A 14,590-nucleotide genomic window follows, 5' to 3' on the forward strand; every position below is an offset into this window, starting at 1 on the left:
GTCGCCATCGACGCGGCGACCGGAACCGTCAGGCAGAGCTGGACGGTCGGCACCGCGCCCCGGGGCATCGGCCTGAACGGCCTCGTCCTCAAACTCCCCCAGAGGGGGCACCCCCGGACGGGCTGAGTGATGCGGACCGGGGTGGAGGGAGTGCCGATGTCGCGAGGAACGCGAAGAGGTCGGGTGGGGCTCCTGCCGGGCCCGCTTCCGTTGTGCGGGTGAGGTGCAGGCCCGCTTCCGCCGTCCCGTTGAGCAGGTCGGCCAGGGGGAGGTCCCAGGCCCCGACCCGGGCCCGTACACCCTGGGGGCTTCCGCCGGCGTAGGTGCGGGCGCGGTCGCCGTAGGTGGGGTGCACGACCACCCTCGGCGGGTCCGTGCGGTCGGCGAAGGCGCCCACGAAGCACGGGTGTACGCCGACGTGCACGAAGCGGCCGCCCGGCTTCAGGACGCGGGCGATCTCCCTCAGGACCGCCGCGTAGTCCGGTACGTCCGTGCCGGCCAGGACGCACACCGCCGCCGGTACCGAGGCGTCGGCCAGCGGGAGTGCCGTCGCGTCGGCCCGCGCGACCGGCAACCGCCGCGTGGCGTACCGGAGTTGGTTGTGGGAGAGGTCGATGCCCACGGGGGTCCAGCCGAGCCGCGACAGGGCGTCCGCGTGGGCTCCTGTGCCGCAGCAGACGTCCAGGCAGGTGCCGCCGCCGGGGCCGAGCAGGTCGGACAGGGCCGCGTGGACCCGTTGGACGTAGTCGCCCGCGCCGTCCGGCGACATGTGGGTGTTGTACCAGTCCGCGTGTTCGTCGTAGGCCGCGATCGTGCTTCCCGGTGGGTTCATTCACCCGAGGTTAGGGAGGGATCCGACGCCGTGGGCCGCCGTTCGCTGACGGCCGCACGGAACGGGAAAGGGGTAGCCGGATCGGATGCGGCGGCCTAGGCTCGGTCCGAGGTATCTCTGACTGAGTCAACCATCCGGGGGGCGACCGTCGTGACCGTCCAGGACATCCGTGCCTTCAACCGCTTCTACACGAACGTCATCGGCGCCCTCGACTACAGCCGTCATCTCTACGCCCCCTACACCCTCACCGAGTCGCGTGTGCTGTACGAGCTCGCTCACTCGCCGCGTACCGACGCCGCCGATCTGCGGGCGGAACTCTCCCTGGACGCGGGGTACTTGAGCCGGATCCTCAACAAATTCGAGGAGGGCGGGCTGATCGAGCGGGCCGCGTCGGAGCACGATCCGCGGCGCCGGCGCGTCAGCCTCACCGCGCGCGGCCGGGAGACCGCCGCGCTGCTCGCCGAGCGGGCCGACGAGTCCGTGGGCGCCCTGCTGTCGACCGTGCCGTCCGCCGACCGGCCCCGGCTGACCGAGGCGATGCTGACGGTGCGGACGCTGCTCTCCGACGGGCGGCCCCCGCGCCGGCAGGACGTCCTGCTGCGTGAGCCCGGCCCCGGCGACCTCGGCTGGATCGTGCAGCGCAACGCCGCTCTCTATGCCGTCGAGTACGGCTTCAACGCCGACTACGAGGGGCTGGTGGCCCGGATCGTCGCGGACTTCGCCGAGGACCACGATCCGTATCTGGAGCGGGTGTGGATCGCCGAGCTCGACGGGCGGCCGGTGGGGTGTGTCATGTGCGTACGGGACGACGCGCCGGGCACCGCCCGGCTGCGGCTGCTGCTCGTCGAGCCGGAGGCGCGCGGGCTCGGCATCGGGGACCGGCTGGTGGGCGCCGTCATCGAATTCGCGCGGGGGGTCGGGTACCGGGAGCTGGTCCTGTGGACCAATGACGTCCTCACCGCCGCCCGGCACATCTACCAGCGGCACGGCTTCGTCCTGTCGGCACAGAAGGCCCACCGCTCCTTCGGACAGGACCTGAACGGCCAGGACTGGCGGCTGGATCTGCACGGCACGTCCGAGTGAGCGGGCGGAGAGCCGAGGGCAGGTCGCCGAGGGCAGCACACGGGGGTGGGGCCGTGTCGTGGGCGGGTGCGAGTGGCGGCCTGGACCTGTGCGGGGCCCACGAGTGAGAGTGGATCGCATGAAACTGGCGTTCTCGACCCTCGGAGTCCCCGGCCTGCCCATCCCGGACGTGATCCGGCTCGCGGCCACCCATGGCTACCACGGCGTGGAGCTGCGCGCCCATCCGGAGGAGCCGGTGCATCCCGGCATCGATGCCGGCCGACGGGCCGATGTGGCCGCCGAGTTCAAGGCCGGCGGCATCGAGCTGCTGGGCCTCGCCGGGTACGCGCGCGTGGCCGCGCCGGGGGACGACGGCCCCGTCATCGACGAGATCCGCGAGCTGCTCGACCTGGCCCATGACCTCGGCGCCCCCTACGTACGGGTGTTCCCCGGCGCCGGCAGCGAGCAGACCCGGGAGCGGGCCGACGCGGCGGCCGCCCGCAGGCTCGGCACGGCCGCGGAGTACGCCGCCGACCTCGGCGTACGCGTCCTTCTGGAGACCCACGACTCGCATCGCACGGGTGCCGACGCGATCCGGGTCCTCGGTCTGGTCGGCCACCGGCACGTCGGCGCCCTCTGGGACGTCATGCACACCTGGCTGGGCGGCGAACAGCCCGTGGACACGTACGCGGCCCTCTCGCCGTATCTCGGCTATGTCCAGGTCAAGGACATCGCCTCGGCCGACGACGCGACCCCGCTGGCGCTGGGCGCCGGGGTACTGCCGCTCTCCGACACCGTGGAGGTGCTCTCCCGGCACGAGTGGGACGGGTGGCTGTGCTGGGAGTACGAGAAGCGGTGGTACGAGGAGGCCGCACCGCTGGAGGGACTGCTGGCCGCGGGCCGCGCCCATCTGGGACGGCTGCTGAACGACTCGGCGTGACACCGTCCGCGGTGCGGCGCGAACCACTGTCACCGTGGTAATTCGGTGGCGGGGGTGGGGGGTCGCCGCTTAGGGTCCCCCGGTGATTCCAGAGCGGCCCGCCCCGCACCCCCTGCTGCCCTCATGAGCCTCGGCCGTACGTTCCTCGACGTCCGGCCGCTGCGCACCTCGCCCGTCTTCCGGCGGCTGCTGATCGGGCGCACGGTGTCGACGCTGGGCGGCTTCATGACCATGGTCACCGTCATGTACCAGGTGTGGCACATGACCCACAGCTCGGTGTGGACGGGGGCGGTGGGGCTGGCGCAGGCGGTGCCGATGGTGGGGGTGAGCCTGTTCGCCGGTGCCTGGGTCGACCGGACCGACCGGCGCCGGATGTACCTCACCGGGACCGTCGGCTCGGCCGCCTGCTCGCTGCTGCTGGCCGTGCAGGGGTTCACCGGGCATGTGCCGGTGGCCGTGGTCCTCGCGCTGGTCGCCGTACAGACGTCGTTCGCCGCGCTCGGCGCCCCCGCGGCGGGGGTCTTCGTGCCGAGGCTGCTGCCCAAGGACCAGGTGGGCGCCGGGCTCGCCCTCCAGCAGGTGACCGGTCAGGCGATGATGCTGGTCGGCCCGGCCGTCGCCGGTGTGGTGCTCGGCTGGTGGGGCATCGGCGTCTGCTACCTGCTGGACACCCTCAGCTTCGGCATGTCCTTCTACGGCGCCTACGGGCTGCCCGCGCTGCCGCCCGAGGGCGAGCGGTCCCGACCCGGCGTCCACGGTGTCCTCGACGGTCTGCGGTTCCTGGTCGGCCACCGGGTCGTGCGCGGCGCGCTGCTGACCGACCTCGCGGCCTGTGTGCTGGCCATGCCGACCGCCCTCTTCCCGCTGGTCAACGCGGAGCGCTTCGGCGGGAACCCGCGCACCCTCGGTCTCTTCCTCTCCGCCCTCGCCGTCGGCGGTGTCACCTCCACCGCCCTCTCCGGCCCGCTGACCCGGCTGGCCCGCCCCGGCCCGGTGATGCTGTGCGCGTCCGCCACCTGGGGGGTGATGCTGGCCCTGTTCGGTCTGACCACCAGCGCCTGGGCGGGCCTGGGGATGCTGGCGGTGGCCGGCGCGGCGGACGCGGTCGCTGTCCTCTCCCGTACGACGATCGTGCAGACCCACACCCCCGACGCCCTGTTGGGCCGGGTGACGGCGGCCGAGACGATCGTCGGCCAGGCCGGCCCGCAGCTCGGCAATCTGCGGGCCGGTGTGGTGGCGGGCTGGTCCTCGGGGGCGACGGCGCTGGTCGTCGGGGGCGCGCTGTGCGTGGCGGCGGTGTCGGGGGTGGCTGTCTCGACGCCCGAACTGCGGGACGGGACGGCGGGATCTCGGGACGGGACGGCGACGCCATTGCGGGGCGGCGGGTCGGGTACGGCACCGGACTCCGGTTCCGCCATCGCACCGGACACCGGCTCCGCTACCGCGCCGGACGCGTCGTGAGCTTCGCCTCCGGGTCCAGGCACCAGTCCAGGACCGAGGGCCACTCGCCGTAGCCGGCGTCGAGGTCGAGGTGGGCGGCGCCCGGGAGGATCACGGTGGGGATGCCCAACGGGTCGCCGTACGCGGCCTTGGCGCCCTCGGAGCAGTACGGGTCGTCGTCCCCGGCGGCCAGCAGGGTCGGTCCGGGCAGCGCGGACGGCCGTGGCGGCGGGGCGAAGCCGGCGATCTCCGGGATGCCCGCGAGGACGGTCGGGGAGGGCGGGGCGACGAGCAGGACCCGGTCGACGGCGAGGCCCGGCAGCCCTCGGTCGACGGCGTGCAGCCACAGCACGACGCTCAGGCTGTGGGCGAGGACGACCCGCTCGGCGGCCGGGTCGAGGGCGCGGAGGTGGGCGGTCAACTCGCCCAGCCAGACGTCCAGTTCGGGCTGGTCGGGGTCGGGCAGCTGCGGGTGGGCCACCTGGTGGCCCAGCTCGCGCAGACGGTCGGCGAGACGGTGCTGCCAGTGGCCGGCGGGGCGGTGGTTCTGGAAGCCGTGGAGGATCAGGAACTGCGAGGTCATGGCTCGATGCTGGCCGTGGAGCGGGGTATTGGTCCAGTTAATCTTTCAGGGTGGAACAGGTAAGCGAGAGCTTCACGGTCGATCTGCGCCGTCTGACGGTCCTGCGCGAGCTGCGGCGCCGTGGCAGTCTGGCCCGCACCGCCGAGGCCCTGCATCTCACCCCCTCCGCCGTCTCCCAGCAGATCGCGGCGCTCGCCCGCGAGGTGGGCGCACCGCTGACGGAGAAGGACGGCAGGGGCGTACGGCTGACCGGTCAGGCCCGGGTGCTGCTGGCCCACGCCGATCTGATCGCCGCCCAACTGGAGCGGGCGCGGGCCGACTTGGCGGGGTACGGGGAGGGCGGCCGCGGGTCGGTGACGATCGGCTGTCTGTCGAGCGGCATCCTCGGTCTGCTGCCCGGGGTACTGCGGGCGCTGGGCGAGCGGCTGCCCGAGGTCCGCTTGGACGTGGTCGAGTCCCAGCCGCCGGACCTCTTCACCGCGTTGGACAGTGGCCAGGTGGACGTGGCGGTGGCCGTCCACTACGCGGCGGCGCCCGCGCACACGGACGCCCGCTACAGCCGGTTCGAGCTGCTCACGGACGTGATGGACATCGCCGTGCCGGCCGGTCATCGGCTCGCGGGTCGCGACCGGGTCCCGCTGCGGGAACTGGCGTCCGACGCGTGGATCATCGGGGACGCCCGCTCCTGTGTGGGCGCGGTCGCCCGCTCGGTCTGTGCGGCGGCCGGCTTCACCCCGGACATCCGGCACGCGGTCGACGACTGGGGCGCCCTGGCGGCGCTGGTGGAGGCGGGCCAGGGAGTGGCCCTCGTCCCCCGGCTCGTCCGCGCCGTGTACACCCACCGGGACGTGGCCGTGCTGACCGCGGAGGGGGAGCCTCCGCTGCGCCATGTGTTCGCGGCGGTGCGGGCGGGGGCGGAGGGGGACCCGGTGATCCGGACGGTGCTGGACCAACTACGCCTGACCGCGGACAAGCCGACGACCACCGGCCCCGGCAACCACCCCCTGCACCCATGACACCGGCGCCGGGAAAGCCGGGACGCCCACGACGCCCGCGTCAGGAACCTGTGCACGGCGGTCGGGGCGACCGTGCGCGGAGCTCCGTCAGTCGTTTCTCCAGTCGGTGTCGGCACTCCGACCATTCCTCGGCCGTCAGTGCGAAGATCGCCGAGTCGCGCAGTTGCCCTTCCTCTCCCGGTGCCCAGGATCGCGACCAGTTGCGCAGGACTCCCTCGTAGCGGGCCCCCACGCTCTCGATCGCCGCTCTGGAGCGGCTGTTGCGGGCGTCCGTCTTCAGGTCGACCCGGTCCACGCCCCACACCTCGAAGGCGTGCCGGAAGAGCAGCAGCTTGGCCTCGGCGTTGACACCCGTGCCCTGCGTGGAGCGGGCGAGCCAGGTGAAGCCGACCTCCACCGCGTCGAGCCGGTCGTCCGACCGCCAGCACCGCGGCTCCCAGTACGCCGTCGCGCCCACCGCCCGCCCGGTCGCGAGCGACACCTGCGCGTACGGCGCGAGCCGGCCGGTCGCCGCCCGTTCCAACTGCGCGTCGATGTAGTCGCCGACCTCGTCGGCCCTCGGCACCCAGGTGAACGCGTACGTGCCGCGGTCCTCCTCCGCCGCCACCGCCAGATCGGCCGCGTGCCGGTGCGACAGCGGCTCCAGCCGGACCAACTCGCCTTCCAGCAGCGGACTTTCGAGCACGTACCCCACGTACCCCGCCTCTCAGCTCATCGGTCGTGTCCCAGCAGGCCCCGCAGGCCGGCGAAGGCCTCGTGGAAACCGGGGAAAGTCTTCCGTACGCACCCCGGGTCGTCGAACGAGATTCCCGGCACCCGCAGCCCGGTCACCGCGAAGGACATGACGACGCGGTGGTCGGCGTACGACTTGATCTCGGTGGTGTGCGGGGCGAGGCCGGGCCGGATCTCGATCCAGTCGGGGCCGGTGGTGACGTCCGCGCCGAGGCGGCGCAGGTTCTCCGCGCATGCCTCCAGGCGGTCGCACTCCTTGACCCGGGTGTTCGCCACGTCCTCGATCCGCACCGGTCCCGAGGCGAAGGGGGCGATCGCCGCGAGGGTCGGCATGGTGTCCGAGATGTCCCGCATGTTGACCGTGAGGCCGCGCAGTTCGCCCGTGCCCCGGACGGTCGTGGCGTCCTGCCCCACGGTCACGTCCGCGCCCATCCGGCGCAGTACGTCGACGAAACCGAGGTCACCCTGGAGCGCGCCCCGCCCGAGGCCCGGCACCGTCACCTCCCCGCCCGGTGTCACCGCGGCCGCCGCGAAGAAGTAGCTCGCGGTCGAGGCGTCGGGCTCGATCGCGTAGGTCGTGGCGCGGTAGCCGCCGGGCGGGACCGCGAAGACGTCGCCCTCCCTCTCGACCTCCACGCCGAACGCGCGCATCATCGCGAGCGTGATCTCCACATAGGGGGCGGACACCAGGTCCGTGACCCGGATGCGCAGGCCCTTCCGGGTCAGCGGGCCGAGCAGCAGCAGGGCCGTCAGGTACTGGGAGGACTGGCCCGCGTCCAGGACCACCTCGCCGCCCTCGACCCCGGCCGCCCGCACGGTCAGCGGATGGTGTCCCTCCGCCTGCTCGTGCCGCAGGTCCACCCCGAGGTCGCGCAGGGCACGGGAGAGCGGCAGCAGCGGACGACCGCGCATCTGCTCCGAGGCGTCGAAGCGGTAGGTGCCGTGTCCCGCCGCCGCCAGGGTGGGCAGGAAGCGGGCCGTCGTCGCGCCGTCCCGGCAGTACACGTCCGCTTCGGCCACCGCGGGTCCCTGCGGGCGGCCGTCGACCTGCCAGGTGTCCGGGGTGCGGCCGACCCGGTATCCGAGCCGGACCAGCCCCTCGGCGAACCCCTCCGTGTCGTCCGACCTCAGGGGCCGTACGAGGGTGGTGACACCGTCGGCCGCGGCCGCGAGGAAGAGGGCGCGGGCGGTGATGGACTTGGAACCGGGGATGTCGATCGAGGGCATGCCCTCATGATCGGCCGAGCACCGGCCCGATCGCCGCCCCGTCCACGGGATGGACCGATTCCTGTCGCCCAGCCGTCACCGGTTCCCCGCCCAGGCAGAGGGCGGCGGACGACATCCCGAACACCGGGACCAGGAGGGAGAGGGGCGCGACCGTCGACGCCGGGTGGCGGCGCAGCAGCCGGCCCCAGGCACCGAAGCCGAAGACCGTCGTGACCCAGGCGACGTGGACGACCGTGCCGGCGCCCTGCCAGTCGAGGGCGCGCAGGGCGTCGTAGTCCCGGCTCTGGCCCTCCAGGAGCAGGGAGAGGCCGAGGAGCGGCAGGACGGGGACCGTGCTCACCCACACCATGAAGTTGAGCGCGTCGGGCGGGGCGGCCTTGCGGGTCAGGACGTTGGCGACGCCCCAGCAGGCCGCCGCCCCGACGACCAGGGCGAAGGCGCCGAGCGGGCCCGAGGTCCCCTCGTCGGCCGCCGCGACACCGATGCCGGCCAGGGCGACCAGCATGCCCGACACCCGTATGCGGGAAGGCCGTTCGCCGAGGACGACGAAGGCGACCCCGGCCGTGAACACGGCCTGGATCTGGAGCACCAGAGAGGAGAGGCCCGCCGGCACCCACTTCCACGCCACCTTCGGGCGGCCCACGAGAAAGACCGCCGGGAGGGCGGCCACCAGGAAGCGCGGGGCCGGGAAGAGACCGCGAGGACAAGGTGTGCGGGTCTCATGCGTCGAGCATCACTTCCCGCGACCGTGAAGCACCAGCGATGATTGCTGCATGGTCGGATGAAGCAGCGCTAATGACTGGAGCTTTCCGTGCTCGATCTTCAGCGGCTTCGCGCCCTGCACGCCGTCTCGGTCCACGGCACCGTGGGCGCCGCGGCCGCCGCGCTCGGATACACGCCCTCGGCGGTGTCCCAGCAGATCGCCAAGCTGGAGCGGGAGACCAGGACCGTACTGCTCGAACGAGAGGGGCGCGGGGTGCGGCTCACTCCCGAGGCGCATCAACTCGTCGATACGGCGCAGGAGTTGCTGGCGATCGTCGAGCGGGCGGAGACCGAGCTGGAGGAGCGGCGCGGGGTGCCGGCCGGGCGGCTGACCATCGCCGCGTTCGCCTCGGCCGCGCGCGGGCTGATGCCGGCGGTGCTGGCCGACCTCGCCGTCCGGCACCCCGCCCTGGACGCCCGCCTCTCCGAGATCGACCCGCATCTCTCCGTCGACCTGGTCGCCAAGGGCGCGGTCGATCTCGCCGTGGCGCACGACTGGGACATCGCGCCGATGCCCGTGCCGGCCGGCGTCGAGCGGGCGGTGATCGGCGACGACCGCAGCACGCTCCTGGTGCCGGCGGGGCACCCCTTCGCCGGTCGTGAGGCGGTCACCCGGGAGGAGCTGGGCGGGCAGCGGTGGGTGTGCCAGCCGCCGGGCCGGGTCTGCCACGACTGGCTGCTGCGGACCATGCGCGCGGCCGGTCACGAACCGGAGATCGTCCACCACGCCGACGAGAACCCGACCCTGGTCGCCCTGGTGGCCGGAGGGCTCGGCGTCTGTCTCGTCCCGCGTCTGGGGCGCGGCCCGCTGCCGCCCGGAGTCGTCGAGGTGCGTCTCGAACCGACCCCCGTCCGGCGGCTGTACGCCCTGTGGCGCGAAGGAGCCGCCCGTCGTCCGGCCATCGCAGAGGCCGTACGCACTCTGCGGGATCGGTGGCCGCACGTGACGGCACATCCGTCCCATTGACCCCTCCGGCACCGACTTCCGGGAATCGCCGGGAAGGCGGGAACCCACCCCGAATACGGTTCGTCCAACCCGCAGGCTGCCGGATGAGTCTCCGCCGTGCGGTGTCGGCCCTCGCTGCTGGCTGCGATCGCTGACCCACCCTCTCCGCCGTACTGCGGCCGGCAGCACAGCCGCCATCGGCGCGCCCCCCTCCAACAGCGCCGATGGCGGCCCCTTGCCCGCGGCTCCTCACCCAAAGCACTTCCCTGCGCGCTCCCTTGACTGGCAGAAACTTCCCGGATATTGCTTCCCTCACGGAAGTTTCCTTCAGCGGATCATCTCCGGAAGGAGCGCACGTGCCCTCCAGACGTACCGTCCTCGCCGCGACGACGGGCGCCGCCGCGGCCCTCGCACTCGGCGGCACCGCCCACGCCGACGACAGCCGGCTGCGCGCCCTCGTCTCCCGTATGACCCTCGAGGAGAAGGTCGGCCAGCTCTTCGTCATGCGGGTCTACGGCACCTCCGCCACCGCCCCCGACCAGGCCGACATCGACGCCAACCTCAAGGAGATCGGCGTCCGTACGGCCGCCGAGCTGATCGCCCGGTACCGGGTCGGCGGCATCATCTACTTCACCTGGGCCAACAACACCAAGGACCCGCACCAGATCGCCGCTCTCTCCAACGGCATCCAGAGGGCGTCCCTCAGCGGGCCCCGGGGTCTGCCGGTCCTCATCACCACCGACCAGGAACACGGCATCGTCTGCCGGGTGGGCGCGCCCGCCACCCTCTTCCCCGGCGCCATGGCGATCGGCGCCGGCGGTTCCCGCGAGGACGCCCACACCCTCGGCCGGATCTCCGGCGCCGAGCTGCGCGCGATCGGCGTCAACCAGGACTACTCCCCCGACGCCGATGTGAACGTCAATCCGGCCAACCCGGTCATCGGCGTCCGCTCCTTCGGCGCCGACCCGGGCGCGGTGGCCGCTCTCGTGGCCGCCGAGGTCACCGGCTACCAGCGCTCCCGGGTCGCCGCCACCGCCAAGCACTTCCCGGGCCACGGCGACACCGCCGTCGACAGCCACTACGGCTTCCCGGTCATCACCCACACCCGTGAGGTCTGGGAGGAGCTGGACGCCGTCCCCTTCCGGGCGGCGATCAAGGCCGGCATCGACTGTGTGATGACCGCCCACATCCAGTTCCCCGCCCTCGACGGCTCCGGCGACCCGGCCACACTGTCCCATCCGATCCTCACCGGCATCCTGCGCGGCGAACTCGGCTACGACGGGGTGGTCGTCACCGACTCCCTGGGCATGGAGGGCGTGCGCACCAAGTACGGCGACGACCGGGTGCCCGTCCTCGCCCTGAAGGCCGGCGTCGACCAGCTCCTCAACCCGCCGGACCTGGCGGTCGCCTGGAACGCCGTCCTCGAGGCGGTACAGGGCGGAGAGCTCACCGAGTCCCGGCTCGACGAGTCGGTCCTGCGCATCCTGCGCCTGAAGGCGCGGCTCGGGCTCTTCGAGCGCCCGTACGCCGACCCGCGCCGCGTGGACCGGGTCGTCGGCGTCCCCGCGCACCTCGCGGCGGCCGACCGCATCGCCGAGCGGACCACGACCCTGCTGGTCAACGAGGACGGCGTGCTCCCGCTCTCCCCCCGCGGCCACAAGGCGGTCCTCGTGGTCGGCGCCGACCCCGCCTCCCCGTCCGGCACGACGGGCCCGCCGACGGGGGTGCTGGCGAAGGCCCTCACCGAGCTGGGCTTCACGGCGACGGCCCTGTCGACCGGGACCGCGCCCTCCGCCGCCACCGTCACCGCGGCCGTCGCGGCGGCGCGGGACGCGGACGCCGTGGTCGTCGCCACCTACAACCTCACCATGGCCGGCTCCCAGAAGACGCTGGTCGAGCAGCTGGTGGCGACGGGGCGACCCGTGGTCGCGGTGGCGATCCGCAACCCTTACGACGTGGCCCAACTGCCTTCTGTCCCCGCGTACTTGGCGACCTACTCCTGGACGGACGTCGAACTGCGGGCGGCGGCGCGGGTGATCGCGGGGAAGGCGAGGCCGCGCGGGAGGCTGCCGGTGGCGGTGCACCGGGCGGACGATCCGGCACGGGTGCTGTACCCCATCGGACACGGACTGTCGTACTAAACGGGGCGTAGGGCGCATACGTCACGCACCCGGCGTGCGACCCCCAACGAGCCCAAAGCATCCCGCGCGTCTGGCGTGCGCCCGCTGCGGCGGGCCACGCTGGACCAGGGGTGGGGTGGGGGATGGCGATGCGTGAGAGATGGTCGGTGGGGGTGGTCTGCGCACTGCTGGCACTGGTCGCCGGCCTGGTGAGCGGGTGCGGCCTCCTGTCGAAGCCCGGCGACGGCGGGGACGGGCCCAGCGCGCCCGCGAGCGGCGGCCACGCCTCCTCGACCCAGCAGACCGGCTATGGGGCGCAGTTCCTGGCGGTCGACGAGTGCAGCTCCTTCGGCACGACGAGCTTCACCGAGGTGCCGTGCACCAGTGAACGGGCGGCGGCGCGGGTGATCGCGCGCTACGACGGCAAGGTGAACACGGGGCCGCTGTGCCCGGCGACCACCGACTTCGTCCTCCACATCAGCCGGCAGAGTCCGTCCTCCGACGAGGACGGCGACGGCATGGTGCCGCAGGGCTACGCCTGTATGCGCAATCTGGAGCCCCCGCACCCCGGCGACCCGGGCAACGGGGGCGGCCCGCGCACCCTGGTCGGCGACTGTGTCTACGGCTCGGGCAACGGCCAGGTCCGCGAGACGGCGTGCGACGGCAGCGGGGCGCGGAAGCCGCAGTACCAGGTGGTGAAGGCGGTCGCGAGGCGGGCCCAGTGCCCGAAGGGGACGGCGCTGTACGTACGGCTGAAGGGGAGCGAGCCGGTGGGCTGCGCCCGGCAGCTGTGAGGTCGACTGCCGGGCGCGGCACCGGAGTTGCTCACGGTCGCAGCGTGGGTTCGCGGGTCACGGTCGCAGCGTGGGTTCGCGCTCGGCGTCCCGCCTGTCCAGGCCGGCGTCGAACTTGGCCAGCGGCTTCGCCCGGGCCACCGACGCGGCCGGGACGCCCGCCCAGTCCAGGATGCGGGCCGTGGCGAACGCCTTCTGGTCGGGGACCAGACCGGCGACGTTCGCGCCGTGGTTCAGTCCGGGCGCCGTGAAGACGTACGAGTCCTTCGCCCCCTTGCCCACGCGGAACCGCTCCGCTCCCCAGGGGTCGTTCTGGCCGTAGACGTAGAGCATGTGGCGGGCGTGGTGGGTCACCCAGGTGTCGACGTCCCGCATCACCCACGGCTGGAAGCGCATCGGGATCGAGCGCGGCACGAAGTTCCGGGGCGGCTGGTAGCCGTAGCGGACGTACTTCTTCTCGATGTACGGGAAGTGGATCGTCGGCGCGCCCAGCTGCGTACCCGCCTGGTAGTAGTACGGCGTGTACGGCTCCAGGCCCTGGTCGGTGTAGAACGAGAAGCCGGAGATGGTGTCGACCGAGTTCCAGATCTCGTCGTCGGTCGCGGTGGCCGCGTTCGCCGGGACGGTGTCGCAGTCGGAGAGCAGGCTGTACTGCCAGAAGCCCCAGACGTAGTCCAGGACGACGGCCTCGTAGGCGCGGTCCAGGCTGCCGACGGTGGTGAAGGTGTAGCCGTTCTCGGCCGCGTACGCCGCGTACTTCTTCTCCAGGGGCTCCCGGCGCACCAGCGCCTCGCGCTGCACCGCGTTCAGCCGGTCGCGGCACTCCTTGGTGCCGACCCGGGTGAAGAAGCGGTCGTAGGCGGAGTCCTCGTCGTTGACGACGTCGTTGGGGGCGACGTAGGCCACCACGCCGTCCATGTCCTTCGGGTAGAAGCGCTCGTAGTACGTGGCGGTCATGCCGCCCTTCGAGCCGCCCGTCGCGATCCAGTTCCTGGGGTAGATCGCCTTCAGCGCCCCGAAGATACGGTGCTGGTCGCTCGCCGCCTGCCAGATGTCCAGCTTGGACCAGTCGGCCGGGCTCGGGCGGGACGGGGTGAAGAAGCGGTACTCCATGGAAACCTGGTTGCCGTCCACGATCTGGGTGGGTTCACGGCGGCCGGGGTTGGTGGAGACGTTGTAGCCGCCGGTGTAGAAGACGGTGGGGCGGTCCACTCCCTTGTGCAGCACGGTGATCCGCTGCTGGAAGGTCCCCTTCGAGGGATCCCTGTGGTCGACCGGCTGGGTGTAGTTCAGGACGAAGAAGCGGTAGCCGGGGTAGGGCTTCTCCTCGATCAGGCTCATCCCCGGTACGGCGAGCAGCTGGTCCTTGATGTCGGTGCTGTCGGTGCCGGTGCTGTTGGTGCCGGTGGCCTCCGGCTGGGCGGCGGTGGCCGCACCGGCCGTGCTCAGTGTGCCTATGAGCACCGTGAGCGCCAGCAGCCATCTGAGCGCCTTGCGCATGCACTCTCCCCTGTGGATACGGATGTCGCCGGAAGCTAACCGAGCAACAGGCGTCCACACCAGGGGAGTTCAAGAATTTCCTGTGCGAAGTCCAGGAGCTAGCAAAGAATCCAGCCGGAGCTGACGGCCCCCCGCTCCACCGACCCCTTGATCCACACGCACCGGTGTCCCGCGTGCACGGTGACCGGACCGGCGTGGTGGGAGTACCGCCCCTTGTCGACGACGGGGCGGTTGCCGCGGGCCTGGACACTGACCGACATGGGGCGCTTGGCGGAGGAGGACTCGGTGGGGAAGGTGACGGCGCAGACGTAGCCGTCACGCTTGTAGACGTGCACGACACCCGTGGAGAACGGCAGGTCCTTGACCTTGCGCCCCGCGCAGTACGAGGCGGCCTGCGCGCTCCCCGGCGCCGCCAGCGCGAGCAGTCCGGACGCGGTCAGCACGGCCATGCCGAGCGCCATCCGCCGACGTATCGCACCAGTGTCCACTGCAACCCCTCCCCCATCGCCGCCAACGAACGTACTGATGTACGGACGCATGACGTACGTCGGATGGTTGCACGCCCACCACCCCCACCCATCAGGCCGCCAAAGACTCGCCCTCCCCCACAAAGGCCCGCCACAGCTCCGCGTACCC

Annotated in this window: 13 protein-coding genes and 1 pseudogene; 7 read left to right on the forward strand and 7 right to left on the reverse strand. The window is 72.5% G+C overall.

Going from position 1 to position 14,590, the window contains the following annotated elements:
• Positions 1–88: 88 nt before the first annotated feature.
• Positions 89–832 carry a class I SAM-dependent methyltransferase gene (locus ABZT17_RS42950; protein WP_356357624.1) on the reverse strand — a complete coding sequence of 248 codons (744 nt, stop codon included), beginning with the start codon at positions 830–832 and terminating at the stop codon, positions 89–91.
• A gap of 150 nt (positions 833–982) precedes the next feature.
• Between ABZT17_RS42950 and ABZT17_RS42955 the strand changes: the two genes are divergently transcribed.
• From ABZT17_RS42955 to ABZT17_RS42965, 3 genes are all read left to right on the forward strand, one after another.
• Positions 983–1,915: a helix-turn-helix domain-containing GNAT family N-acetyltransferase gene (locus tag ABZT17_RS42955; protein ID WP_356357625.1), complete on the forward strand. Its 933-nt coding sequence runs from the start codon at positions 983–985 to the stop codon at positions 1,913–1,915.
• 118 nt (positions 1,916–2,033) lie between these two features.
• The gene (locus tag ABZT17_RS42960) at positions 2,034–2,834 is read left to right on the forward strand and encodes a sugar phosphate isomerase/epimerase family protein (protein WP_356357626.1); all 801 of its coding nucleotides are present in this window, start codon (positions 2,034–2,036) and stop codon (positions 2,832–2,834) included.
• A gap of 123 nt (positions 2,835–2,957) precedes the next feature.
• Positions 2,958–4,295, forward strand: coding sequence for an MFS transporter (locus ABZT17_RS42965; protein ID WP_356357627.1), 1,338 nt, complete (start codon positions 2,958–2,960; stop codon positions 4,293–4,295).
• Here ABZT17_RS42965 and ABZT17_RS42970 read toward each other — a convergent pair.
• The gene (locus ABZT17_RS42970; RefSeq protein ID WP_356357628.1) at positions 4,273–4,857 is read right to left on the reverse strand and encodes an alpha/beta hydrolase; all 585 of its coding nucleotides are present in this window, start codon (positions 4,855–4,857) and stop codon (positions 4,273–4,275) included. The genes ABZT17_RS42965 and ABZT17_RS42970 overlap by 23 nt on opposite strands.
• A gap of 50 nt (positions 4,858–4,907) precedes the next feature.
• On the opposite strand from ABZT17_RS42970, the gene ABZT17_RS42975 reads away from it, so the two are divergent.
• Positions 4,908–5,873 carry a LysR family transcriptional regulator gene (locus ABZT17_RS42975; RefSeq protein WP_356357629.1) on the forward strand — a complete coding sequence of 322 codons (966 nt, stop codon included), beginning with the start codon at positions 4,908–4,910 and terminating at the stop codon, positions 5,871–5,873.
• Between the two features lie 40 nt (positions 5,874–5,913).
• Here the strand turns inward: ABZT17_RS42975 and ABZT17_RS42980 are convergent, their stop codons facing one another.
• The 3 genes and pseudogenes from ABZT17_RS42980 to ABZT17_RS42990 form a co-directional block, all read right to left on the reverse strand.
• Complete coding sequence (locus ABZT17_RS42980; protein WP_356357630.1) at positions 5,914–6,567, reverse strand: GNAT family protein; 654 nt, start codon at positions 6,565–6,567, stop codon at positions 5,914–5,916.
• 17 nt (positions 6,568–6,584) lie between these two features.
• Positions 6,585–7,832: a 3-phosphoshikimate 1-carboxyvinyltransferase gene (gene aroA, locus ABZT17_RS42985; protein WP_356357631.1), complete on the reverse strand. Its 1,248-nt coding sequence runs from the start codon at positions 7,830–7,832 to the stop codon at positions 6,585–6,587.
• 76 nt (positions 7,833–7,908) lie between these two features.
• A pseudogene (locus tag ABZT17_RS42990) lies at positions 7,909–8,526 on the reverse strand (EamA family transporter); the annotation flags it as partial.
• Between the two features lie 117 nt (positions 8,527–8,643).
• Here ABZT17_RS42990 and ABZT17_RS42995 point away from each other — a divergent pair.
• The 3 genes from ABZT17_RS42995 (at position 8,644) to ABZT17_RS43005 (ending at position 12,454) form a co-directional block, all read left to right on the forward strand.
• Positions 8,644–9,561, forward strand: coding sequence for a LysR family transcriptional regulator (locus ABZT17_RS42995; protein ID WP_356357632.1), 918 nt, complete (start codon positions 8,644–8,646; stop codon positions 9,559–9,561).
• A 335-nt stretch (positions 9,562–9,896) separates the two neighbouring features.
• On the forward strand, positions 9,897–11,681 hold the full coding sequence (locus ABZT17_RS43000; protein ID WP_356357633.1) for a glycoside hydrolase family 3 protein: 1,785 nt from the start codon (positions 9,897–9,899) through the stop codon (positions 11,679–11,681).
• A 128-nt stretch (positions 11,682–11,809) separates the two neighbouring features.
• Positions 11,810–12,454, forward strand: a complete 645-nt coding sequence (locus ABZT17_RS43005; protein ID WP_356357634.1) for a hypothetical protein — start codon at positions 11,810–11,812, stop codon at positions 12,452–12,454.
• A 57-nt stretch (positions 12,455–12,511) separates the two neighbouring features.
• Here the strand turns inward: ABZT17_RS43005 and ABZT17_RS43010 are convergent, their stop codons facing one another.
• Positions 12,512–13,954 (reverse strand): S28 family serine protease, encoded by a 1,443-nt coding sequence (locus ABZT17_RS43010; protein ID WP_356357635.1) that lies wholly within the window; start codon positions 13,952–13,954, stop codon positions 12,512–12,514.
• 98 nt (positions 13,955–14,052) lie between these two features.
• The gene (locus ABZT17_RS43015) at positions 14,053–14,442 is read right to left on the reverse strand and encodes a hypothetical protein (protein WP_356357636.1); all 390 of its coding nucleotides are present in this window, start codon (positions 14,440–14,442) and stop codon (positions 14,053–14,055) included.
• Between the last annotated feature and the right edge of the window lie 148 nt (positions 14,443–14,590).

The organism is Streptomyces sp. NPDC005648 (assembly GCF_040605395.1).
Lineage (GTDB): Bacteria > Actinomycetota > Actinomycetes > Streptomycetales > Streptomycetaceae > Streptomyces.